This window comes from Paraburkholderia sp. BL25I1N1 (genome assembly GCF_003002025.1).
Lineage (GTDB): Bacteria > Pseudomonadota > Gammaproteobacteria > Burkholderiales > Burkholderiaceae > Paraburkholderia.
On the sequence record NZ_PVZB01000011.1, the window covers coordinates 129,132 to 151,860 of the forward strand.

19 protein-coding genes and 1 tRNA gene are annotated in these 22,729 nt (G+C 62.1%); 15 read left to right on the top strand and 5 right to left on the bottom strand.

Translation table 11 applies throughout. From position 1 onward, the window contains the following. The first annotated feature begins 106 nt into the window (after window positions 1-106). A complete protein-coding gene (locus tag B0G73_RS17950) occupies window positions 107-991 on the top strand; it encodes a dienelactone hydrolase family protein (protein WP_106282658.1) in 885 nt (294 codons plus the stop codon). Window positions 992-1,099: 108 nt separating this feature from the next. Here B0G73_RS17950 and B0G73_RS17955 read toward each other — a convergent pair whose 3' ends face one another. Both B0G73_RS17955 and B0G73_RS17960 read right to left on the bottom strand, forming a co-directional pair. Continuing rightward, window positions 1,100-1,969, bottom strand: coding sequence for a sulfurtransferase (locus tag B0G73_RS17955; RefSeq protein ID WP_106282659.1), 870 nt, complete (start codon window positions 1,967-1,969; stop codon window positions 1,100-1,102). Between the two features lie 210 nt (window positions 1,970-2,179). Next, entirely contained in the window at window positions 2,180-3,286 is a 1,107-nt protein-coding gene (locus B0G73_RS17960; RefSeq protein ID WP_106282660.1) for an aromatic ring-hydroxylating dioxygenase subunit alpha, read from the bottom strand. Between the two features lie 286 nt (window positions 3,287-3,572). Between B0G73_RS17960 and B0G73_RS17965 the strand changes: the two genes are divergently transcribed. The 4 genes from B0G73_RS17965 (at window position 3,573) to folE2 (ending at window position 7,815) form a co-directional block, all read left to right on the top strand. Then, the gene (locus B0G73_RS17965; RefSeq protein ID WP_106282661.1) at window positions 3,573-3,881 is read left to right on the top strand and encodes an exodeoxyribonuclease VII small subunit; all 309 of its coding nucleotides are present in this window, start codon (window positions 3,573-3,575) and stop codon (window positions 3,879-3,881) included. Then, a complete protein-coding gene (locus B0G73_RS17970; RefSeq protein WP_106282662.1) occupies window positions 3,878-4,759 on the top strand; it encodes a polyprenyl synthetase family protein in 882 nt (293 codons plus the stop codon). Before B0G73_RS17965 ends, B0G73_RS17970 begins: the two co-directional genes overlap by 4 nt. Before the next feature lie 85 nt (window positions 4,760-4,844). Next, the gene (dxs, locus tag B0G73_RS17975) at window positions 4,845-6,752 is read left to right on the top strand and encodes a 1-deoxy-D-xylulose-5-phosphate synthase (protein WP_106282663.1); all 1,908 of its coding nucleotides are present in this window, start codon (window positions 4,845-4,847) and stop codon (window positions 6,750-6,752) included. 256 nt (window positions 6,753-7,008) lie between these two features. Continuing rightward, window positions 7,009-7,815 carry a GTP cyclohydrolase FolE2 gene (gene folE2 / locus B0G73_RS17980; RefSeq protein ID WP_106282664.1) on the top strand — a complete coding sequence of 269 codons (807 nt, stop codon included), beginning with the start codon at window positions 7,009-7,011 and terminating at the stop codon, window positions 7,813-7,815. A gap of 75 nt (window positions 7,816-7,890) precedes the next feature. On the opposite strand, the gene tsaD is transcribed toward folE2, so the two are convergent. Then, window positions 7,891-8,919, bottom strand: coding sequence for a tRNA (adenosine(37)-N6)-threonylcarbamoyltransferase complex transferase subunit TsaD (tsaD, locus tag B0G73_RS17985; protein WP_106282773.1), 1,029 nt, complete (start codon window positions 8,917-8,919; stop codon window positions 7,891-7,893). 121 nt (window positions 8,920-9,040) lie between these two features. Between tsaD and B0G73_RS17990 the strand changes: the two genes are divergently transcribed. From B0G73_RS17990 to B0G73_RS18025, 9 genes are all read left to right on the top strand, one after another. Continuing rightward, entirely contained in the window at window positions 9,041-10,258 is a 1,218-nt protein-coding gene (locus B0G73_RS17990) for an NAD(P)/FAD-dependent oxidoreductase (RefSeq protein WP_106282665.1), read from the top strand. Between the two features lie 68 nt (window positions 10,259-10,326). Then, window positions 10,327-10,539, top strand: coding sequence for a 30S ribosomal protein S21 (gene rpsU / locus B0G73_RS17995; protein ID WP_106282666.1), 213 nt, complete (start codon window positions 10,327-10,329; stop codon window positions 10,537-10,539). Window positions 10,540-10,773: 234 nt separating this feature from the next. After that, entirely contained in the window at window positions 10,774-11,220 is a 447-nt protein-coding gene (locus B0G73_RS18000; protein ID WP_011490548.1) for a GatB/YqeY domain-containing protein, read from the top strand. Window positions 11,221-11,301: 81 nt separating this feature from the next. After that, the gene (gene dnaG, locus B0G73_RS18005) at window positions 11,302-13,170 is read left to right on the top strand and encodes a DNA primase (protein ID WP_106282667.1); all 1,869 of its coding nucleotides are present in this window, start codon (window positions 11,302-11,304) and stop codon (window positions 13,168-13,170) included. A 91-nt stretch (window positions 13,171-13,261) separates the two neighbouring features. Then, entirely contained in the window at window positions 13,262-15,667 is a 2,406-nt protein-coding gene (gene rpoD, locus B0G73_RS18010; RefSeq protein ID WP_106282668.1) for an RNA polymerase sigma factor RpoD, read from the top strand. 153 nt (window positions 15,668-15,820) lie between these two features. After that, window positions 15,821-15,908: transfer RNA gene (locus tag B0G73_RS18015), tRNA-Ile, on the top strand. Between the two features lie 465 nt (window positions 15,909-16,373). Beyond that, window positions 16,374-16,580: a hypothetical protein gene (locus B0G73_RS18020; protein ID WP_181196574.1), complete on the top strand. Its 207-nt coding sequence runs from the start codon at window positions 16,374-16,376 to the stop codon at window positions 16,578-16,580. A 202-nt stretch (window positions 16,581-16,782) separates the two neighbouring features. Further along, complete coding sequence (locus B0G73_RS40520; RefSeq protein WP_181196575.1) at window positions 16,783-16,956, top strand: hypothetical protein; 174 nt, start codon at window positions 16,783-16,785, stop codon at window positions 16,954-16,956. 924 nt (window positions 16,957-17,880) lie between these two features. After that, window positions 17,881-19,014: a porin gene (locus B0G73_RS18025; RefSeq protein ID WP_106282670.1), complete on the top strand. Its 1,134-nt coding sequence runs from the start codon at window positions 17,881-17,883 to the stop codon at window positions 19,012-19,014. A gap of 145 nt (window positions 19,015-19,159) precedes the next feature. Here the strand turns inward: B0G73_RS18025 and B0G73_RS18030 are convergent, their stop codons facing one another. Beyond that, complete coding sequence (locus tag B0G73_RS18030; RefSeq protein ID WP_258193357.1) at window positions 19,160-20,242, bottom strand: porin; 1,083 nt, start codon at window positions 20,240-20,242, stop codon at window positions 19,160-19,162. A gap of 326 nt (window positions 20,243-20,568) precedes the next feature. On the opposite strand from B0G73_RS18030, the gene B0G73_RS18035 reads away from it, so the two are divergent. Beyond that, complete coding sequence (locus B0G73_RS18035) at window positions 20,569-20,949, top strand: transposase (protein ID WP_146144196.1); 381 nt, start codon at window positions 20,569-20,571, stop codon at window positions 20,947-20,949. Window positions 20,950-21,084: 135 nt separating this feature from the next. On the opposite strand, the gene B0G73_RS18040 is transcribed toward B0G73_RS18035, so the two are convergent. After that, complete coding sequence (locus B0G73_RS18040) at window positions 21,085-22,644, bottom strand: methyl-accepting chemotaxis protein (RefSeq protein WP_106282673.1); 1,560 nt, start codon at window positions 22,642-22,644, stop codon at window positions 21,085-21,087. Window positions 22,645-22,729: the final 85 nt, after the last annotated feature.

A 22,729-nucleotide genomic window follows, 5' to 3' on the forward strand; every position in this document is an offset into this window, starting at 1 on the left:
TGACGTGCGCTAATTCGCCCGGCCGTTGCTCGGGAACGTTGCATCTGCAACAGGATGCGTGTCAGGCGTATCCTGTTGCCTCCAACGTTCAACCGAGGAGCGCCGCATGCTGCAACCCGACATCGACAGCCTGGTCCCGCACGTCCCCTTCAACCGGCGTACCTTCATCAAGGCTGCGCTCGGCACTGGCTTCGCCGCCGCCGTGCTGCCGGTCTCGGCGCAAACCATTCATACCGATAGCGACGGCCTCGAAGCCGGCGAAGTGGCGGTGCGCTCCGGCGACACGCTGGTGCCGGCCTATCGCGCGCAGCCGAAGGGCAAGACGCACCTGCCGGTGATCATTGTCGTGCACGAGATTTTCGGCGTGCACGAACATATCGCCGACGTGTGCCGGCGCTTCGCCAAACAGGGTTATCTCGCGATCGCGCCGAATCTGTATGAACGGCAGGGCGATCCGACGGTTTATACGAGCATGCAGCAACTGAACGAGCAATTGGTCAGCAAAGTGCCGGACGATCAGGTGATGCGCGATCTCGACGCGACCGCTGCCTGGGCTGGCGAACATGGCGGCGATCTGAACCGGCTGGGGGTGAACGGGTTCTGCTGGGGCGGGCGGATGGCGTGGTTGTACGCCGAACATAACCCGGGGCTAAAGGCCGGGGTTGCCTGGTATGGGCGGGTAACGGGCGCAAAAAACGCGATGATGCCGGAGAATCCGCTGGATCAGGTCGCGCAGCTTCGCGCGCCGGTGCTGGGGCTTTACGGATTGCAGGATCAGAGCATCCCGCAGGGGACGCTCGAACAGATGAAGCAGGCTATCGCGCAAGGTCCGCAAGCGGGACGCGGTTCGCAGTTCGTTGTGTATAACGATGCGGGTCACGCGTTTTTCGCGGACTACCGGCCGAGCTACAGGAAGGCCGACGCGGAAGACGGCTGGCGCCGTGCGCTGGCGTGGTTCAAACAGCATGGGGTGGCTGCGATTGCGATTTAAGGCGGCCAGCAGGCCCGCGCTTCCTCGCTTGCGATAAAAAAGGCCGTTGCCGCTTTCGGGCGGCAACGGCCTTTTGCTAATGGCGTGCTGTGGTGTTCGCTGCGGCGCTCAAGGATTTGCGCCTGTCGCAATGGGCCGCTTCGGGTCCGAACTCCACTCGCTCCACGAGCCCGCGTACAACGCCGCGCCGTGCAGGCCGGCGACTTCCATCGCCAGGGCATTCACGCATGCCGTCACGCCCGAGCCGCATTGCAGGACCACGTGCTCCGGCGGCGTGTCGGCGAGCAGCGCGTGGTATTCCTCGCGCAACGTGTGAGCCGGCTTGAAGCGGCCGTCGGCGGTGAGGTTGTCTTTAAAGAAGCGATTGAGCGCGCCCGGAATGTGGCCGCCGACACGGTCCAGCGTCTCGTTCTCGCCGCGATAACGGTCGGCCGCGCGCGCGTCGACCACCACGCGTTCCTTCGAACCCAGATTGCGTTCGACCGTTTGCGCATCGACCGTAACGGACAGCGGAGCGCCTGCTTTGAAGTCGCCCGTGTTCTGAGCCGGTGCGTCCTGCGTCAGCGGATAACCGCCGATTTCCCATGCCTGGAGGCCGCCGTCGAGCAGCGCGACAGCGTCGTGACCGAGCCAGCGCAGCAGCCACCACGCACGGGCGGCGTACATGCCGCCTTGCGCGTCATACGCGACGACCTGCTGGCCCTGCTTCAGGCCGCGCGATTCCAGCGTCTCCACCAGCCGCGCGCGATCCGGCAACGGATGGCGGCCATTGTGACCGTTCTTCGGCCCCGACAGGTCGCGATCCAGATGCAGGTAATGCGCGCCCGGCAGATGCCCGGCCAGATAGGCTTTTTCGCCCGCTTCCGTATCGGCCAGATCGAACCGGCAATCGATGACGAACACGCTGCCCGGCGCGGCGGCAAGCCGTTCCGCGAGATTGGTGGCGGAAATCAGAGTGGTGTAGTGAGTGTGCGGCATGACGTCTCCTGTGGACCCGATCTATCGCTTTAGCGTTTACTCGCGTCCCATGCAAAGCTCGATGCGGGCAATGGCGGCTCCGCTGGCGGCGACTTTCTGCCACCAGCGGATGGCCGGCTTATGTCGTTAGTCTAAACAAAAAAAGACGGACCGAAGCCCGTCTTTCCATGCGTTATTGCAGCCAGAAGAATCTGGTGCTGACTCAGCCGATCAGATCGTACCGAGTTCACGCCGCAAGAATTCGTGGAAGTGCTGCATACCGTCTTCCATCGGGCTCTGATACGGGCCGACCTGCGATTCGCCGCGATTCATCAGCGCGCGGCGGCCGGCGTCCATGCGTTCGGCGATCTCGTCGTCTTCGCGGGCCGTTTCCATGTAGGCGGCGCGCTCGGCTTCGACGAACTCGCGCTCGAACAGTGCGATTTCCTCAGGGTAATAGAACTCCACCACGTTCGTAGTTTTCTGCGGGCCGCGCGGAATCAGCCATGAGACCACCAACACGTGCGGATACCACTCGATCATGATGCCCGGGTAGTAGACCATCCAGATCGCGCCGAATTCGGGCGGGTTCCCTCCACGGAAGCGCAGCACCTCGTCGTGCCACTTGCGGTACGTGGGGCTGCCCGGCTGCTCCAGATCCTTGTGCACGCCGACCGTCTGCACGCTGTACCACTCGCCGAACTCCCACGTCAGATCGTCGCAATTGACGAAACTGCCGAGGCCCGGATGGAACGGCGCGACGTGGTAATCCTCCAGATAGACCTCGATAAAGGTCTTCCAGTTGTAGTTGCACTCGTGCACTTCGACGTGATCGAACATGAAGCCCGAAAAATCGAAGTGGTCCTTCGTGCCGAGCCGCGCCAGATCGCGCGCGACGTCACGTCCCTGCGCTTCGAACAGCAGACCTTGCCAGTTCTGCAACGACGTGGCGCCGAGATTCAGGCAGGGGTTGTCAGCGAAATGGGGTGCACCGAGGAGTTCGCCGTGCAGATCGTACGTCCAGCGATGCAGGGGGCAGACGATGTTCTCCGTCTGGCCGCGGCCGTTGAGCATGATGGCTTGCCGGTGGCGGCACACGTTCGACAGCAGTTCGACTTGCGACTGCTGGTTACGGACGAGCACACGCCCTTCGCTCTCGCTGGGCAAAGCAAAATAATTCCCCGCTTCGGGCACCATGAGATCGTGGCCGATGTAACGAGGACCTTTCTTGAAAAGGGTTTCGATTTCGCGCGTTAAAAGCGCTTCGTCAAAGTAAGCCGTGACTGGCAGCTGGCTGTGGACAGACCGCAACTGCAATGCATTGCTCAGATTGGACATTCCCACTCCCGTGAAGACGTGAAAGCAGTGAACAACCCAACCATCGAAGGTTTCGATTTAGGGAGCCCGCAATTATACCTGTTTCCCCTTCTTTGGGGCCGTTAAGTGCCTGATTTGGGTCAAAATTCTCAGGAAAGTTCGACGTTTTCGCCGCAGACCGATCGTTTTTTTTCTGCGAGACTGCTGGGACGGCGCTCAGAGGGAAGGCGAGGCGTAGGGCGGCGGCGGCTCGGAAATATCGCTTTTGCCGTAGAATGTCCGACTTGTTTTAATTTTGCGACTATTCATGGCGAAGACCGCGTCGAAAGATACTGCTGCCACGCCAGCCGAAGGCGTCGACACCACGCCGCTGCCCGAGAATTACGAGGCCGCCCAGTCAGAGTTGGAAGGGCTGGTTGCACGCATGGAAAGCGGCAACCTCAGCCTCGAGGAGTCGCTCACCGCCTACCGGCGCGGCGCCGCCCTCGTGGCGTTTTGCCAGCAGCAGCTCGAAAAGGTCGAGCAGCAGGTGCGCGTGCTCGACGGCGAGACGCTCAAGCCGCTGCCCATGAATACCGCAGGCACAGCCGCTACTGAAAGCGGGGACGACCTATGACATTCGAACAATGGATGCGCTCGGTACTGGAGCGCGTCGAAACGGCGCTAGAACATTACCTGCCCACCGAGGCAACCGCGCCCGCCACGCTGCATGAAGCCATGCGCTACGCCGTGCTGGGCGGCGGCAAGCGGGTTCGCCCGCTGCTGTGCCACGCGGCCGGCGAACTGACCGGCGCGCGCGCCGAGTGCCTCGACGCTGCGGCGGCGGCGCTGGAAATGATCCACGTGTACTCGCTCGTCCACGACGACATGCCGTGCATGGACGACGACGCGCTGCGTCGCGGCAAGCCTACCGTACACGTCAAATATGACGAAGCAACGGCATTGCTGGTCGGCGACGCGTTGCAATCCCAAGCGTTCGTTTCGCTGACGTCGGACGTTCTCGCCCCGGCGCAGCAGGCCGCGCTGGTGCGCGAACTGGCGCTGGCGAGCGGTTCGATCGGCATGTGCGGCGGGCAGGCCATCGACCTGGCGAGCGTCGGCCACACGCTGACGCGCACGCAACTCGAAACCATGCATCGCATGAAAACCGGCGCGTTGCTGCGCGCCGCGGTGCGCATGGGCGCACTGGCGGGCGAAACGCCGGACGCGGACGCCATGCGTTCGCTGGATGCGTATTCGGCCGCTGTCGGCCTCGCGTTTCAGGTCGTGGACGATATTCTCGACGTCACGACCGATTCCGCGACGCTCGGCAAAACGGCAGGTAAAGACGCGAAGGACGGCAAGCCGACCTACGTGTCGATTATTGGGCTCGACGCATCGCGCGCGCTCGCGGCGCAGTTGCGCAGCGACGCTCACGCCGCGATGGCGCCGTTCGGCGCACGCGCGCAGCGTCTTGCCGAATTGGCCGACCTGGTGGTGAACCGGGTTAGCTGAACGCGAAAGCCCGCCGCCGCGCGTCTCCGTTATGAGGCGCATGTATGAAGTGCGGGCGCGTAAGTTTTCCTACAATGGAACGACGATGTACGACTTGCTGAAAACCATTGACGACCCGGCAGCCTTGCGCCGCCTCGATCGCCGCCAACTGCAACCGCTTGCCGACGAGTTGCGTGCCTTCGTGCTCGACAGCGTATCGCAGACGGGCGGCCATCTTTCGTCCAACCTCGGCACGGTCGAGTTGACCATTGCTCTGCACTACGTGTTCGATACGCCGCGCGACCGGATCGTCTGGGACGTCGGCCATCAAACCTATCCGCACAAGATTCTGACGGGCCGCCGCGACCAGATGCACACGCTGCGTCAACTGGGCGGCATCTCGGGCTTCCCGAAGCGTGACGAGTCTGAATACGACACCTTTGGCACCGCGCACTCCAGCACGTCGATCTCCGCCGCGCTCGGCATGGCGATCGCGAGCAAGCTGCAAGGCGACAACCGCACGGGCATCGCTGTGATCGGCGACGGCGCAATGACCGCCGGCATGGCGTTCGAGGCGATGAACAACGCCGGCGTCGAAGACGACGTGCCCCTGCTGGTCATCCTGAACGACAACGACATGTCGATTTCGCCGCCGGTCGGCGCGCTGAATCGCCATCTGGCGCGCCTGATGTCGGGCCGCTTCTACGCCGCCGCGCGTGCCGGTGTCGAACGCGTGCTGCGCGTCGCGCCGCCCATGCTCGATCTCGCCCGCAAGCTCGAAGAGCACGCCAAGGGCATGATCGTGCCGGCCACGCTGTTTGAAGAGTTCGGCTTCAACTACATCGGCCCGATCGACGGACACGACCTCGATTCGCTGATCCCGACGCTGCAGAACATCAAGGAATTGCGCGGTCCGCAATTCCTGCACGTCGTGACGAAGAAAGGCCAAGGCTACAAGCTCGCCGAAGCCGATCCGGTGTTGTATCACGGGCCGGGCAAGTTCAATCCGGCTGAAGGCATCAAGCCGGCCACCACGCCGTCGAAGAAGACCTACACGCAGGTGTTCGGCGAATGGCTGTGCGACGCGGCCGAGCTGGACGCACGTGTAGTCGGCATCACGCCGGCCATGCGCGAAGGCTCGGGCATGGTGGAGTTCGAGAAGCGCTTCCCGGATCGTTACTTCGACGTCGGCATCGCCGAGCAACACGCGGTGACGTTCGCCGGCGGTCTGGCCGCGGAAGGCATGAAGCCGGTGGTCGCGATCTACTCGACCTTCCTGCAACGCGCTTACGACCAACTGATTCACGACGTCGCGCTGCAGAACCTGCCGGTGGTGTTCGCCATCGACCGCGCGGGTCTGGTCGGGGCGGACGGCGCCACGCACGCGGGCGCTTACGACCTGGCGTTCCTGCGCTGCATCCCGAACATGACGGTGATGGCCGCGTCGGACGAAAACGAATGCCGCCAGATGCTGTACACGGCGTTGCAGCAGCCGAACCCGACGGCGGTGCGCTATCCGCGCGGCGCCGGCACGGGCGTCGCCACTGTCAAGCAGATGGCGGCGCTGCCGCTCGGCAAGGGCGAGATTCGTCGCGAAACGTCGCAGCCGGCCGGCAAACGCATTGCGATTCTGGCGTTCGGCACGATGGTGGCGCCGTCGCTGGCAGCCGCCGAGCAACTGGACGCCACCGTCGCGAACATGCGCTTCGTGAAGCCGCTGGACGCCGCGCTGGTCCGTCAGCTGGCCGAAACGCACGACGCTATCGTGACCGTCGAAGAAGGCTGCGTGATGGGTGGCGCGGGTTCGGCTTGCGTCGAAGCCCTGCTTGAAAGTGGGGTTATGCGACCCGTACTACAATTGGGCCTTCCCGATCGGTTCATCGATCATGGGGACCCGGCCAAGCTGCTCGCCGCGTGTGGTCTCGACGCCGCGGGTATCACCAGGTCGATCCGCGAGCGCTTCCTGTCGAGCGGCGCGGTCGGCGGCCAGTCGTCGGTGAAGCGCGTCGCGTAAAGCGTCGTCGCTCGCGGTGCGGCCGCCGCGCCATGGCGGCCATAAGCAATCTCCAACTTGAATCGGTGGGCCTTCGGGCCCATCATCCAACGCCGGCAGGGGCCGGCGTTCGCCGTTGCGCGCCTTGATCCGCGCGGCCGCTGGAAGCCGCCGAACCTGTCGCTTCGCGCCGGCCCTCGCGAGGGGAGTCCCCAACGGGGACTTCTTTCGGGGCGAAGACTCGGGGCGGTTCGGCGTTTCCTGAAAGGACAAGAAAATGAATCAGATGAATCCCGCCTTTGTGATGCCCGACGTGCAAAGCACGCCCGACACCCGTCAGATCCCGATTCAACGGGTCGGCGTGAAGGCCGTGCGCCATCCGCTGACGGTGCGCACGCAAGGCGGCGAGGTGCAACCGACGGTCGGCACGTGGAATCTCGACGTGCATCTGCCGGCTGACCAGAAGGGCACGCACATGTCGCGTTTCGTCGCGTTGCTCGAAGAGAACAAGGCGCCGCTGGAGCCAGCCACGTTCCGCACCATGCTCGCCGCCATGCTCGAAAAGCTCGAGGCCGAGGCTGGCCGCATCGAGGTGTCGTTCCCGTACTTCGTGAACAAGACCGCGCCGGTATCGGGCGTGCAAAGCCTGCTCGACTACGAAGTCACGCTGACGGGTGAGACGCGCAACGGTGCGACGCGCCTGTTCCTGCAGGTGCTGGTGCCGGTGACGAGCCTGTGCCCGTGTTCCAAGAAGATCTCGCAGTACGGCGCGCATAACCAGCGCTCGCACGTCACGATCAACGCCGAACTGGCGGGCGATGTGGCCGTGGAAGAACTGATCCGTATCGCCGAAGAAGAAGCCTCATGCGAACTGTGGGGCTTGCTCAAGCGCCCGGACGAGAAGTTCGTGACCGAGCGCGCTTATGAAAATCCTAAGTTCGTCGAAGACCTCGTGCGCGATGTCGCGCAGCGTCTGAACGCGGACGAGCGGATCGTCGCCTATGTGCTGGAAGCCGAGAACTTCGAGTCGATTCACAATCACAGCGCGTACGCGGTGATCGAACGGGATAAGCGCGTTGCTTGATACGCGCGTTTGCCGATGCATGAAAAAAGCCGCTTCGTTTGAGAGCGGCTTTTTTACGACTAGAACATTACGGGCTTAGCGTGCGAGGGACGTCAGATCCCAGCGCGGCTTCACCGTGAACGCGTAGTCCTTGCCCGACTGATCGGGCCAGCGCTGCAGTCGCAAGGCGCCCGCCAGCGCGATCATCGCGCCGTTGTCCGTGCACAGCGACAGGTCCGGATAGTGCACGTAGAAATTGCGCTTCTTCGCGGCAGCGGACAGCGCTTCGCGCAACTGCCGGTTCGCGCCGACACCGCCTGCAACGACTAACCGGTTGAGCTTCGTCTTCTTCAGCGCGGCCAGCGACTTCGCCGCTAGCACGTCGACTGCCGCGTCGACGAAACCGCGCGCCAGATCGGCTTTCGCCTGCTCGCAAATATTCGCGCCGCCGAGCTTCTTGGCGTGCGTGAGAACAGCGGTTTTCAAGCCGCTGAAACTGAAATCCAGGTCGCCGGAATGCAGCATGGGACGCGGCAGGACCACCGCGCCGGGCGTGCCGAATTCAGCCATGCGCGAGATTTCCGGGCCGCCCGGATAACCAAGGCCGAGCAGCTTGGCGGTTTTGTCGAAGGCTTCGCCGGCGGCGTCGTCTAGCGTTTCGCCGAGCGTCTCGTAGACACCCACGTCGGTCACGCGCATCAACTGCGTATGACCGCCCGAAACCAGCAGCGCGACGAACGGGAAGGGCGGCGGCTCATCCACCAGCAGCGGCGACAGCAAATGCCCTTCCAGATGATGAATGCCGATGGTCGGCTTGTCCCACGCCATGGCCAGCGAATTGGCGACGCTCGCGCCAACGAGCAGCGCGCCCGCGAGACCGGGGCCTTGCGTGTAGGCGATTGCGTCGATGTCGCTGCGGGCCGCGCCCGCGCGTTCCATCACCTCCTCAAGCAGCGGCAGCGCACGCCGGATGTGGTCGCGCGACGCCAGTTCCGGCACCACGCCGCCGTACTCCCGATGCATCGCAATTTGCGAATGCAGCGCGTGCGCGAGCAGGCCGCGCTCCGTGTCGTAGAGCGCGAGACCGGTTTCGTCGCAGGAGCTTTCGATGCCGAGAACGAGCATGATGGTGGGCTTGAGCGGACGCAGAAGTGGCAAAACTCCGGCGCCCGAAAGTGAGGAGGCAAGCCTCAAAGTATAGCAGTGCGGGCAAGGCGCCGCCGACGCGCGGGTACAATGCGGCCCCATGGAATCCTTCGATATCGCAGTGATCGGCGCCGGTGCGGCCGGCATGATGTGCGCGGCGGTGGCCGGGCAACTCGGCCGCCGCGTGGTGCTGATCGACCACTCGCAGCGTCTCGCGGAGAAGATCCGCATCTCCGGTGGCGGCCGTTGCAACTTCACGAATCTGTATGCCGGCCCGGCCAATTATTTGTCGGCCAATCCGCATTTTTGCCGCTCGGCACTCGCGCGCTATACACCGCGCGACTTCATGGCGCTTCTCAAGCGCCACCATGTGACGTGGCACGAGAAGCACAAAGGCCAGCTTTTCTGCGATCAGTCGAGCGACGCGGTCATCAATGTGCTGAAGAGCGAGTGCGACGCGGGCCGCGTGGCATGGCGCACGCCTTTGTCGGTCGAGCAGGTGCGGCAGGATCCGGAAGGGCGCTTCACGCTGGATACGCACTCGGGGCCGATTACGGCGCGCGCGCTTGTGATCGCGACCGGCGGGCTGTCGATTCCCAAGATCGGCGCCACGGATTTCGCCTATCGCCTTGCCAAGCAGTTCGGTCACAAGCTGATCGACACGCGCCCCGCGCTGGTCCCGCTGACCTTCGCCGCTGCCGACTGGGAGCCGTTCGCGGCGCTTTCCGGCGTCTCGCTGCAAGTGCAACTCGCGACCGGCAACAAGAAGACCGGCGCCGAATTCAACGAAGACCTGCTGCTCACTCACCGCGGTCTTTCCGGCCCGGGTGTGCTGCAGATATCGAGCTACTGGCAGCCCGGCGAGCCGATTCACATCAACTTGCTGCCGGAGCAGGACGCTGCGACCGCCTTGCTGGAAGCGAAGACCGGCACGAAGCGGCAGATCGCCAATCTGTTGTCGGAATGGGTCCCGCAGCGGCTCGCCCATGTCTGGCTGGAAACCCATCAGATTCCCGCCGAAGCGCGCGTGGCCGATCTGCCGGACAAAACCCTGCGTCGCGTCGGCGAGGCGCTGTCGCGCTGGACGCTCACGCCCAACGGCACGGAAGGTTATCGCAAAGCCGAAGTGACGCGCGGCGGCATCGACACGCGCGACCTTTCGTCATCGACGATGATGAGCGCGCGTGCGCCGGGCTTGTACTTCATCGGCGAAGCCGTCGACGTAACCGGCTGGCTGGGCGGCTACAATTTTCAGTGGGCGTGGGCGTCGGGTGTGGCGGCCGGCGAGGCGGCCGCGGAGTATGCCAGAGGGGCTTGACGGCGCTCTGGCTTTGTGAGAAAGCTCTGCTATACTCCTGAACCTTGACAAAGTTCCGTTATTGAAAAATGACGACCATCCGCGTAAAAGACAACGAGCCGTTTGAAGTTGCCATGCGCCGGTTCAAGCGCACCATGGAGAAAAGCGGCTTGTTGACGGAACTTCGCGCTCGCGAGTTTTACGAAAAGCCTACGGCTGAGCGCAAGCGTAAGAAGGCGTCCGCGGTGAAGCGTCATTTCAAGCGTCTGCGTAGCCAGATGCTGCCAAAGAAGTTCTACTGATTCTGGCGTTGCCGCGGTTCCCGTCTGACGGAGCGGCGACATCCAACCGGTGAGGGCGCGACAGGCGCCATCACGGAAAACACGGCCCTTCGGGCCAGCCGGCAGGGTCGCTACCACCACGCACAGTGTGCCAACCCGCTTGAGGAAGCAGTCCCAAGCGGGTATTCGTGTTGATGCGCGTGTTGAGTGGTTAGTCTGGCCGGTTTTTCCAATTTCAACGTATTCAGGTGAGTGATGAGTCTCAAGGACCGGATCAACGACGATATGAAGGCCGCCATGCGGGCACGTGAGACCGAGCGCCTCGGCACGGTCCGCCTGCTGCTCGCCGCGATCAAGCAGCGCGAAGTCGACGAGCGCATCACGCTCGACGACACCGCGATCACCGCTGTCATCGACAAGATGATCAAACAGCGCAAGGACTCGATCAGCCAGTTCGAAGCCGCCGGCCGCACCGATCTGGCGGACAAGGAAAAGGCCGAACTGGCGATCTTGTCTGCTTATATGCCGGAGCAGATGTCCGAGGCGGAGATCGTTGCCGAAGTCCAGGCAGCGGTGGCGCAAACCGGCGCAGCCGGACCGCAAGACATGGGCAAGGTGATGGGCGTCCTCAAGCCGAAGCTGGCCGGCCGCGCCGACATGACCGCTGTTTCGGCGCAAGTCAAAGCCGCGCTCGCGAAGTAAATTTCCGTATTTGTCGCGTCGTGCAAGCTGTTTTTCGACAGCATGCACGGCGTTGAGTTTTTTAAGGCAGCGTCATTTACTGTGATTCCTCCGTCATTCCTGCAGGACCTGCTCAACCGCGTCGATATCGTCGACGTGGTCGGCCGGTATGTGCAGTTAAAAAAGGGCGGCGCGAACTTCATGGGGCTGTGCCCGTTCCACAACGAGAAAAGCCCATCGTTTACGGTTAGTCCGACTAAGCAGTTCTATCACTGCTTCGGCTGCGGCGCGCACGGTACGGCCATTGGTTTCCTGATGGAACACGTCGGGTCCTCGTTTCCCGAGGCGGTCAATGAGTTGGCGCAGTCCGTCGGGTTGACCGTGCCGAACGAGCCGTCGCCCGGCTATGGCGGCGGGTCCGGCGGCGGCTATGCGCCGGCAGCATCCAAAGCGGTTACCACGGCGCTGTCCGATGTCATGCAGACCGCCTGCGACTTCTATCGCAAGCAACTGCGCGGCGCGCCGGCCGCGATCCAGTATCTGAAGAAGCGCGGCTTGACCGGTGAGATCGCGGCCCGTTTCGGACTCGGCTACGCCCCGGACGGCTGGCAGAACCTCGAACCGGCCTTTCCGAACTATCGCGACGATGCGCTGGTCGAATCGGGTTTGGTGATCGTCAGCGAAAAGTCCGACGCTCAGGGCCAGAACCGCCGGTACGACCGCTTTCGCGAGCGGATCATGTTCCCGATTCGCAATGTGAAGGGGCAGGTGATCGGCTTCGGCGGCCGCGTGCTGGACAGCGGCGAGCCCAAATATTTGAATTCGCCCGAAACGCCATTATTTAACAAGGGCAGCGAGCTGTATGGGCTGTTCGAGGCGCGTCTGGCGATCCGGGAACAACACTACGTGCTGGTCGTGGAAGGTTACATGGACGTGGTTGCGCTGGCCCAATTAGGGTTCCAGAACGCGGTCGCCACGCTCGGCACGGCCTGCACGCCGATTCATGTGCAGAAACTGATGCGCCAGACCGACACGGTCATCTTCAGTTTCGACGGCGATTCGGCCGGCCGGCGCGCCGCTCGCCGCGCGCTGGATGCGTGTCTGCCGCACGCGGCGGACAACCGGACCATCCGGTTCCTGTTTTTGCCGTCCGAGCACGATCCGGACAGCTATGTGCGTGAATACGGCACCGAGGCCTTTGCCGAGCAGGTCGAGCGGGCCATGCCGCTGTCGCAGTTCATGCTGAACGAAGTGTTGACCGGCAAGGAGCTGGATCAGCCGGAAGGCCGTGCCCGCGCGCTGTTCGACGCCAAACCGCTGCTGCAGGCGCTGCCGGCCAATGCCCTGCGCGCGCAGATCATGCATATGTTCGCCGACCGGCTCGATGTGCCGTTCGACGAAGTCGCCGCGCTGTGCGAGGTCGATTCCCGGATCGCGGCGGCGGCCCGTGCCGCACCGGCCCGCAAAGACCGGCGCAGTGTGACGGGGATCGAGGAAAAAACGCTGCGCAATCTGGTGATGTATCCGCGCACCGTCGGCGTGCTGGACGAAGAGGCTGAACAGGCGCTGCTCGCGGTTACGCGGCACGGTGAACTGTTCGAGGAAGTGACGACGCACGCACGTGCGCTGGGCGATTCGGCGGAGTTTCAGTTGTTGTCCGACCTATTGCGAAACGGTGCGAACGCCCCAACTTTCGAGGAAATCTTTCGCAAAATTCTAGACTATGATGAAAACGTCCGGGATTTGCTGCTGAAGGACCCGGAAGATGCGACCGTCATCGAGGAGCGGCGCGAGCAGGAGCGGATCGTCGGAGAGGAGCTGAAGGCGGCGATCCTGAAGATGCGGTACGACGCTTACTGCGATCGTCTCGAGCAGCTTTCGCGGCAATCCCGGCACACGCCGGAGGAGTTTGCGGAGCTGTCGGAGCTCAATCGGAAGCGGGCTGACATGAAGCGCCAGCTCGGGCTGTAGGCGGAGCGCGGAGACCCTCGGTGCTATAATAAAAGGTTTCCAGCGGATTGTTTTTCAAGGGTTTTCCTAGCAAAGGCGAAAAGGCGATGCGATGGCAAAGACTGCGGACGGAACAACGGGCGGACGGAAAACGACAGGCACGAGCTCCAAGGAGCCGACCAGAAAGGTCACCGAAGCCAGGTTAGTTTCTTCTGCCAAAAAAGCGTCTGCGGTCAGTGTTGCACCGGTTGCCGGGAAGAAGTCCTCGACCACTTCGGCTGCGCGAGCGGAGCCGGTCAGGGCGGCGAAAGCTGTAGCAGTGCCGGCCACGAAGGGGTCGGGTGTCAGAAGCGCAAGGGAAGCGGCTGCCGCGCAGGACGATGCGGCAGTGCGCGAGGTTCCAGTATCCACGGTTCAACCGGCTGGCGTCCACCAGCCGCGAGTCGAGACTACAGCCGGTACGGCGAACTCCATGACGAAAAAGCTGAACGAAGTACCCGTCGATGACGACGCAACCCAAAGCGAAGAAAACCCCACGGCTGCTGCTCCGGCCAAGGTTGAAAAGGCCAAGGCTCGCGACCGTCGTGCAAAGGAAAAAGCGCTGCTGAAAGACGCTTTCGCGTCGTCACAGCCGGGCACGGTCGAGGAGCTCGAGGAGCGCCGCTCGAAACTGCGCGCGCTGATCAAGCTCGGCAAGGAGCGCGGTTTCCTCACGTACGCTGAGATCAACGACCACCTGCCGGACAACTTCACCGAGACCGAGGCGATCGAAGGCATCATCAGCACGTTCAACGACATGGGCGTGGCGGTGTACGAACAGGCCCCTGACGCTGAAACCCTGCTGCTGAACGACAACGCGCCGGCGGCTTCGTCGGACGACGAAGTGGAAGAAGAAGCGGAAGTCGCGCTGTCCACCGTCGACTCGGAATTCGGCCGCACTACGGACCCGGTCCGCATGTACATGCGTGAAATGGGCACGGTCGAACTGCTCACGCGCGAAGGCGAAATCGAAATCGCCAAGCGGATCGAAGACGGCCTGAAGCACATGGTGATGGCCATCTCCGCCTGCCCGACCACGATCGCCGACATCCTGGCAATGGCCGAGCGCGTCGCGAATGAGGAAATTCGCATCGACGAACTGGTCGACGGCCTGATCGACGCCAACGCGGAAGACGCGGACGGTTTCTCCGCGCAGGAAGCGGAAGCGATCGAGAGCGAAGACGAGGAAGTCGAAGAAGACTCGGAAGAAGACGAGGAAGAAGACGACGGCACGGCGCAAGCCACGGCCAACGCAGCGCAGATGGAAGCGCTCAAGCGTGCTTCGCTCGAAAAATTCGCGATGATCAGCGAATGGTTCGACAAGATGCGTCGCGCGTTCGAGAAGGAAGGCTACAAGTCCAAGTCCTATCTGAAGGCACAGGAAACGATCCAGAACGAGCTCATGACGATCCGCTTCACCGCGCGTACCGTCGAGCGTCTGTGCGACACGCTGCGGGCGCAGGTGGACGAAGTGCGTCAGGTCGAGCGTCAGATCCTGCACACGGTGGTCGACAAATGCGGCATGCCGCGTGCGGAATTCATCGCGCGTTTCCCGGGCAGCGAAACGGATCTCGAGTGGGCCGACAAGATCGTCGGTGAAGGTCATGCGTATAGCGCGATCCTCACGCGGAACATTCCGGCCATTCGCGAGCAGCAGCAACGTCTGCTGGATCTGCAGGCGCGTGTCGTCCTGCCGCTGAAGGACCTGAAGGAAACCAACCGTCAGATGGCTGCGGGTGAATTGAAGGCGCGTCAGGCGAAGCGCGAAATGACCGAGGCGAACTTGCGTCTCGTGATCTCGATCGCGAAGAAGTACACGAACCGTGGTCTGCAGTTCCTCGACCTGATTCAGGAGGGCAACATCGGTCTGATGAAGGCGGTGGACAAGTTCGAATACCGTCGTGGCTACAAGTTCTCCACGTACGCAACGTGGTGGATCCGTCAGGCCATTACGCGTTCGATCGCCGACCAGGCGCGCACGATCCGGATTCCGGTTCACATGATCGAAACGATCAACAAGATGAACCGCATCTCGCGTCAGATTCTGCAGGAAACCGGTCTCGAACCGGATCCCGCGACGCTGGCCGAGAAGATGGAAATGCCGGAAGACAAGATCCGCAAGATCATGAAGATCGCGAAGGAGCCGATCTCGATGGAAACGCCGATCGGTGACGACGACGATTCGCATCTGGGCGACTTCATCGAAGACAACAACACGGTTGCGCCGGCCGACGCGGCTTTGCATGCCAGCATGCGCGATGTCGTGAAAGACGTGCTCGACTCGCTGACGCCGCGCGAAGCGAAGGTGCTGCGCATGCGTTTCGGTATCGAGATGAGCACCGATCACACGCTCGAAGAAGTCGGCAAGCAGTTCGACGTGACGCGTGAGCGGATCCGTCAGATCGAGGCGAAGGCGCTGCGCAAGCTGCGTCACCCGAGCCGTTCGGACAAGCTGAAGTCGTTCCTTGAAGGGAATTGATCGAAGCCGGCGTTGGTTGCAGATGATGTAGCGGTTTGAAGGGGCCTCGCGGTTGTTTCGCCGTAGCGAAGCGGTTGCGAAGGTCCCTTTTTCGTGTAGTATGTCGGCCAATCAACGAATAGGCCCGGCCTTCACGACCGGGTCTTTTTTCTTGGGCCGGACGCCGTGCTGGTTGCAGGCAGCGGACTCATAATCCGCCTCCGAAAGGACACCGTCGGTTCGACTCCGACCCGGCCCACCATCGATGCAAAGAAAGGGTTCCGATAATTTCGGAACCCTTTTTGTTTGTATGGGGTGAAGGCGGTAGTGTGCGCGTCAATATGTCACTTCCGTTCCGCTATTAAATCGCGCGCCGTGGATTTCCATTCAGTTGGATAAAAAGTGTCGTCGCCATAAAGGCAGCATTCAGAAGCGCTTGAGATTGATCGATGCGCAACCCAGGCGCGCACGTTAAACAACACGTTTCGCGCTGCGGAAATCTCGTTATTCCTTTTGCGCTCGTTGGTGCAATCTTCGTCAGATTTAATCTTTCACTTCCGGGATTCGTCTCGTCATTCGCTGGTTTTCCGTTGGCGCTCTGGCGCACAGACTCCGTCGCGATAGCAGCGCTAATCTGAAATTCAGTCGGTTCGAAGTCTGCTCCGTGAGAGTGGCACGTCGTTTGCGTAAGCACGGCTTCCACACCATATCAATAATGAGAATGATCATGCGACGCGACCACACCGCTGCTGAGTTTGCCCAGATTCAACCCTTGTTGCACACGCCGCTGGAAAGCGATCGCGGAAGCGTGCCTCGGCGGCAGACCAGCGCGTTGTCGCGTGTCACTTTCTGTTTTGCGTGGCTGTTCGGGCTGGAGCCGTTCCTGACCGGCTCGGCTGGCGAAACGCCACGCTCGCGGCTCGATCGTCAATAGTTGGTGACACGGCGCGGCGCGCGAAGTCGCGCGGTTGGGCGTTGAAAGTTTCGCCGCGCGTTGAGGCACTTTCTACAGCCGGACATCAGCCGATCGAAACCGTCCCGCGAAGTCGCGACAGATTGGCCGCAGCGCTGGAACCTCGGGAATAGACGTTGCGCGGTAAGCGTTGGGAGACATTCCCATCCTCAGGACGCTCAACATGCAAACCGACCCCACCATTGACCCCGTCGCCGATCCTGCCAATCAGCCGCTGGACGAACCCGGCGAGCAGCCGCGTCCACTGCCCGGTGTGCCACCCGAAATCGATCCGCTCGCTCCGGGCGCTTCGCCCGAGGACCAGGAGGCGGCCCGGCGGTCGCGAGACAAGCCATAAGGCCGTGGTTACGAGGAACCAGGGAAACTCCGCGTAAAAGAATGGCACGCTCGTGCCGTTTAATGAAGGCGGAAGGCTGTTCGATGTTTGCCATCCGCTTTCAGCACGGGTTTTTGTCACGCGGCGGTCGGCGCCGCATTTCACCTCCGGGCAACGCCCGTGCTGAAGGCTTCCCCTGCCGGCTCTAGGCTTTGTAAAACGGGCGTCGTTCACACTACATGACACTGGCGGGCGTTATGTGCACTTGCCGGAGCCGTACGCCGTGCCCCATTGCTTGCTCCATCCATACAGGGGCAAGCACTTCCGCCGCACGCCTGGAGCTTCAACGCTATCGAACCGCACCCCCGCACAGCGCCGGGATAACATCGCGCCATCAAAATCAATTGCCCTCGCAAAAGAAATCATGGTCAAAACCAGTTAATACCAGCTATTCGATTTGGCGGTAATCGACGACAGTATTAATTCAATTAAGTTCCAGGTTTTCCAAAATAAATTTACTGCGCCCGCGTGCATGCGGCTAATTGCCTCCTTGTCGAGCAATCAGACATCTCTCATTTCCTAATTGCTCCGACCCGATTACGTCACGATTATTAAAACGCTGTTGCATACATACAACTGACAATATTGAGAAGTTGCAAATTGCTTATCGCCATAGCAGGTGCGACAACAAGCCGATTTTGCGGTAAACGTTGGGAAAACAACGACTTAATGCACGAGGCAGTTGCATTGTTGCTGATTACGAAAAATCCTGTTGCGTGAATTGCAGACCGCGCTACCAGGGCGTCCCCCTACACTCACGCTTCGTTTCAAGGGTGCCCGACGGTCCGAAAACGGGCCGGTCAAAGGGCGGCAGCAGGTGCGATGCACATGCTGCCGAGGCAGGTCCCGCTCCCCGCGTAAATTTATCGAACAGGAGTCCCACGCATGAAAAAGAGTCTCATCGTCGTTGCGGTTGCCGCATCGTTCGCATCCGTCGCTCACGCACAAAGCAGCGTGACTCTGTATGGTCTGCTGGACGCGGGCCTGACGTACACCAGCAACGTCAACCACAACGCAAAGTGGGCAGCCGGCAGCGGCGGCATCAACCAAAGCATGTTCGGTCTGCGCGGTGCGGAAGATCTGGGCGGCGGTCTGAAGGCAATCTTCACGTTGGAAAGCGGCTTCAACATCAACAACGGCAAGTTCGCTAACAACAACGGCATGTTCAACCGTCAAGCGTTCGTCGGTCTGTCGAGCGCGCAATTCGGTACGGTCACGCTGGGTCGTCAATATGACGCAGCTCAAGACTACCTGGCACCGCTGACCGCAACGGGCAGCTGGGGCGGTACGTACTTCGCGCACCCGTTCAACAACGACAACCTGAACACGAACGGCGGCTACGCAGTCAACAACTCGATCAAGTACTCGAGCGCTAACTACGCTGGCTTCTCGTTCGGCGGCACGTACGGCTTCTCGAACCAGGCTGGCGCATTCGCAAACAACCGCGAATACAGCGTGGGTGCTGCATACCAGTGGCAAGGTCTGCACCTGGGCGCTGCTTACGCACAGCAAAACAACCCGGGCGCAGGTAACACGGGCGCTTCGGACGGTTCGTACGTCAACACGCTGGCAGGCAACGTCGGCAACTTCCGTCAACGTGAATTCGGCGTTGCTGGTTCGTACGCATTCGGCCCGGCAACCGTCGGTCTGGCATGGACGCAATCGCGTTCGGACAACTTCGTGGGCGGTCAGCAATCGCTGCGCGCTAACAACTACGAAGTCAACGGCAAGTACAACCTGACCCCGGCTCTCGGCCTGGGCGTTGCTTACACGTTCACGGACGGCAAGGGCTACGGCGTTGGCGCGAACGGTGGTTCGGAATCCGTGCGCTACCATCAGATCGGCGTGCAGGCTGACTACTCGCTGTCGCGTCGTACGGACGTCTACGCTCAAGCCGTGTACCAGCACGCAATGGGCGACGGCGGTGTCGCTTCGATCTACAGCGGCGACAACACGCAACTGCCGTCGTCGTCGAAGAACCAGACGGCTGCTACGGTCGGTCTGCGTCACCGCTTCTAAGCTTCAGCAGAAGCTGGTTGTTGTACGAAAAGGTGCCGTTCGCGGCACCTTTTTTTATGCACGCGCGATTCGATGGTCGCGTCTGGCGAAAATGCCGGGTGCCGGATACCGCGCGCCGTGCAGGGCACACGCGGCCCTGTCTGGTTCAGAAAATCGTGCGCAGACCGAGTGCAACGCCGGTCTGGTTGTTCTTGCCCGGCAATTCGACCGAAGCAGCACCCGATACCTTGTCGAAATCGACCGTCCCGTACACCTCGGTGCGCTTGGACAAGGCGTACTCAGCCAACGCCACCAACGTATAGCGGTTGCCGCTGCCGAGTTGTCCGTTGCCGATCGCCGCGTTGGACATGTGGTCGTAGTACGCCGCGCCGGTCAACGTGAGCGCGGGTGTTGCCTGCCATGTGACGCCGGCGAATGGACCGTTGTCGACGCGGCCCGAGCCCTTCAGGATATCGACGCCCGGCACGAGCGTCTGCTGTGCCAGCGCGGTGTCGACGAAACCCGTGTCGTCTTTCGAGTGCAGATAGCCGACGTACACCTTCGTCGTGCTGAACGCATACACCGCGTTCGCATTGAAGATGGTCTGCTTGTGATTGCTGTTGTCGCTGTTCTGCTGCACACCGCCGGCGACGCTCAACGGGCCGGCCGCATACGACAACGTGAAGCCGTACATCGTGCCGGCGCCGAGATGGCCCGGCACCTGGCCGGAGAAACCGCCCGCGCCGCTCGATTCCGAGTTGGTGCCGAACGAGTACATCGCGGCCATGGTCAGGCCTTTGTACCTGCCGGTGTATTTGACTGCGTTGTCCGCGTAGAGGCCCGCGCCGAGCGCTCCCGGCAACCATGAGTTCTCGAAGTAGTTGCCGACCGTGAGCGGGTCGTAGGTGTCGCCGAGCAGGTCGAACAACGGTGTCTTCTGACGCCCCAGCGTCAGCGTGCCGTATTGGCTGCTCAGGCCCACGTACGCATTGCGATTGAAGAGCCGCTGGCTGTCGGAGGCGGAACCGTCCTGCAGATTGATGCCGCTTTCCAGATCGAAGATCGCCTTCATGCCGCCGCCCAGATCCTCCGAGCCGCGCAGACCCCAGCGGCTATTGGTGATCGCGCCGTTCGTCATGAACAGACGGCCGTCGTTTCTGGCGTTGGAGTTGGTCAGATAGCGCACGCTCACGTCGGCGACGCCGTACAACGTAATCGAGCTCTGTGCCAAGGTGTGCTCGGAGGTCATCGCAAGGGCGGTGCCACTCACGATGGCTGCGGTCTTCAGGAGCTTAATTTGTCTCATTGGAATATCTGCTGTGCGGTTATGGATTATGCGTTCGAGTCCGCCGCGCGCGCTGGCCGTGCGCCGGCGCGCCGATGATAGACCCGCACCCTCGTCGCGCCAAAAGTCCCTGGCGCAATAACTTATTGCAGTTTCTAACCATAGTCCCGTGCTGGCTGACAAGAGTTAACCTTCGCGCGAGCGTGCTTCGGTTAGTCTGAAATCCATTGATTGATAGACGCTATTTCACGGCGACGCCAGCTTATGCAGCAGCCGCGCGTTTTTACCGCATGAATAATTCCACTCGCGAGCCGCAGCCTCATTTGCCGACCACTTACGATCTCACTGACGAGCAATGGCATCGCATCGTCCCGCTGCTACCTGAGATGAAGGCTCCTGGACCTCGCCGTGGGCGTCCCAGCATCGATATCCGCTGGGTGGTGAATAGCATGCTCTGGGTGCTGCATGCGCGCGCGCCATGGAGCGCGATGCCGGAGCACTACGCGCCGTATCAAACGGCGCATCGTTACTACCTGCGCTGGAAGAAGTCGGGCGTGCTGGCCGACATCGTGTTCGCGCTGTTCGAGACCGATGCGATCCTTGAGCGGCCTGTCACGCGAAGGAGCGGCATGCGCGTGCTCGGTAAATCGCAGCTTCGCAATGGCAAATGAAAAAGGCTGTCACCGGATTCCGGCGACAGCCTTATCTGACCGCTGACCGCTGACCGCTGACCGCTGACCGCTGATCGCTGACCGCTGACCGCTGATCGCCGATCGGTCAGGTGGACCCTGGCCCGTATGACCCGATCACACAGTTTGCTCGACCTTGAACACGGCGACGGCATGTCGCAGGTGTTCGGTCTGTTCATCGAGCGAACCGGCCGCGGCGGCCGCCTGCTCGACGAGTGCGGCATTGCGCTGCGTCACATCGTCCATCTGACGGATCGCGAGATTGACTTCGCCGATACCTGAACTCTGCTCCTTCGAAGCCGCCGAGATTTCATTCATGATGGCCGTCACGCGGCGCACCGCCTCGACCACCTCGCCGATCGTGCTGCCCGCCCTGCCGGCGAGCGTCGAGCCTTCGCCGACTTGCGCGACCGATTGATCGATCAACACCTTGATCTCCTTGGCCGCCGTCGCGCTGCGTTGCGCGAGATTGCGCACCTCGCCCGCCACCACCGCGAAGCCGCGGCCTTCTTCGCCGGCGCGCGCGGCTTCCACCGCGGCGTTCAGCGCCAGGATGTTGGTCTGGAACGCAATGCCTTCGATCACGCTGATGATCTCGCCGATCTTGCGCGAACTATCGGTGATGCCCGCCATTTTCTCGACCACGTCGTTGACCACCTGACCGCCGCGTGCGGCGATGCTCGACGCGTCGCTCGCCAGTTCGGACGCGGTGGCCGCATTGTCGGCGTTCTGCGTGACGGTCTTGGTGAGTTCGTCCATGCTGGCGGCGGTCTGCTGCAACGACGCGGCCTGTTCCTCGGTGCGGCTCGACAGATCCAGATTGCCCGCGGCGATTTCCTTCGATGCCACGGTGATCGTCTCCGCCGAGTTCTTGATCCGCGCGACGGTGGACGCGAGTTGATTGCGCATCTCACGCAACGAGAACAGCAGGCTCGACGTGTCGTCGCGGCGCAGGTCGATGCGAGTGGCCAGGTCGCCGCGCGCGATCTGCATCGCGATCGAGGCCGCGGCGGACGGCTCGCCGCCAATCGAGCGCGAGACGCTGCGCACCACGCGCGACGCCACGAACGACACGATCACGCCGAGTACCGCCAGCATGCCGGCCGAGCGTGCGAGCGTCGTGTAGAACTGCGCCTGAATGTCGTCCATGTAAGCGCCCGCGATGAAGTCCCAGCCCCACGGGCCGAAGCGCTTCACGTACCCGATCTTCTCGCTCGGCGTCGTTTCGCCGGGTTTCGGCCACCAGTAGCGCAGGTAGCCGGCGCCGGCCGCCGAGCCGCCGGCCTGTGCGATGTCGTGATACAGCGCGTTGCCTTTGGCGTCGCGGAAGCCGCCCATATCCTTGCCGTTCAGCTTCGGGCTCATCGGGTGGTCGATCATGACCGAATCGCTGCGCACGATCGTCACATAGCCGGAGGCGCCGTAACGTTGCGCATTGACGCGGGCAATCGCTTGTTGCTTCGCGTCGTCGACGGAGAGCTTGCCGGCGTCGGCTTGCTTCGCATAGTCTGCGACGATCGATACCGCCATGTCGGTCACGTCGGCCAGATCGGCACGCCGGGCGTCCATTTGACCGTTACGCGCTTCGTACGCGTTCACAACGGTCACGATCAGGAGCGCGGCCCAGCACAGCAGCAACGGCACCCACAACTTCTGTTTCAGTGTCAGACGGTTCATTATCGGATTCGACAATACGTTGAGCTTGGAATAGGGACGCGCTGCAATCTGCGCTGCATAGCTCGCATAACGGCGCGTGCGGCGC

Coding starts and splice junctions, on each gene's coding strand:
- B0G73_RS17950 (WP_106282658.1), top strand. CDS start 107: ATGCTGCAACCCGACATCGACAGCCTGGTCCCGCACGTCCCCTTCAAC.
- B0G73_RS17955 (WP_106282659.1), bottom strand. CDS start 1,969: ATGCCGCACACTCACTACACCACTCTGATTTCCGCCACCAATCTCGCG.
- B0G73_RS17960 (WP_106282660.1), bottom strand. CDS start 3,286: ATGTCCAATCTGAGCAATGCATTGCAGTTGCGGTCTGTCCACAGCCAG.
- B0G73_RS17965 (WP_106282661.1), top strand. CDS start 3,573: ATGGCGAAGACCGCGTCGAAAGATACTGCTGCCACGCCAGCCGAAGGC.
- B0G73_RS17970 (WP_106282662.1), top strand. CDS start 3,878: ATGACATTCGAACAATGGATGCGCTCGGTACTGGAGCGCGTCGAAACG.
- dxs (WP_106282663.1), top strand. CDS start 4,845: ATGTACGACTTGCTGAAAACCATTGACGACCCGGCAGCCTTGCGCCGC.
- folE2 (WP_106282664.1), top strand. CDS start 7,009: ATGAATCAGATGAATCCCGCCTTTGTGATGCCCGACGTGCAAAGCACG.
- tsaD (WP_106282773.1), bottom strand. CDS start 8,919: ATGCTCGTTCTCGGCATCGAAAGCTCCTGCGACGAAACCGGTCTCGCG.
- B0G73_RS17990 (WP_106282665.1), top strand. CDS start 9,041: ATGGAATCCTTCGATATCGCAGTGATCGGCGCCGGTGCGGCCGGCATG.
- rpsU (WP_106282666.1), top strand. CDS start 10,327: ATGACGACCATCCGCGTAAAAGACAACGAGCCGTTTGAAGTTGCCATG.
- B0G73_RS18000 (WP_011490548.1), top strand. CDS start 10,774: ATGAGTCTCAAGGACCGGATCAACGACGATATGAAGGCCGCCATGCGG.
- rpoD (WP_106282668.1), top strand. CDS start 13,262: ATGGCAAAGACTGCGGACGGAACAACGGGCGGACGGAAAACGACAGGC.
- B0G73_RS18020 (WP_181196574.1), top strand. CDS start 16,374: ATGCGACGCGACCACACCGCTGCTGAGTTTGCCCAGATTCAACCCTTG.
- B0G73_RS40520 (WP_181196575.1), top strand. CDS start 16,783: ATGCAAACCGACCCCACCATTGACCCCGTCGCCGATCCTGCCAATCAG.
- B0G73_RS18025 (WP_106282670.1), top strand. CDS start 17,881: ATGAAAAAGAGTCTCATCGTCGTTGCGGTTGCCGCATCGTTCGCATCC.
- B0G73_RS18030 (WP_258193357.1), bottom strand. CDS start 20,242: ATGACCTCCGAGCACACCTTGGCACAGAGCTCGATTACGTTGTACGGC.
- B0G73_RS18035 (WP_146144196.1), top strand. CDS start 20,569: ATGAATAATTCCACTCGCGAGCCGCAGCCTCATTTGCCGACCACTTAC.
- B0G73_RS18040 (WP_106282673.1), bottom strand. CDS start 22,644: ATGAACCGTCTGACACTGAAACAGAAGTTGTGGGTGCCGTTGCTGCTG.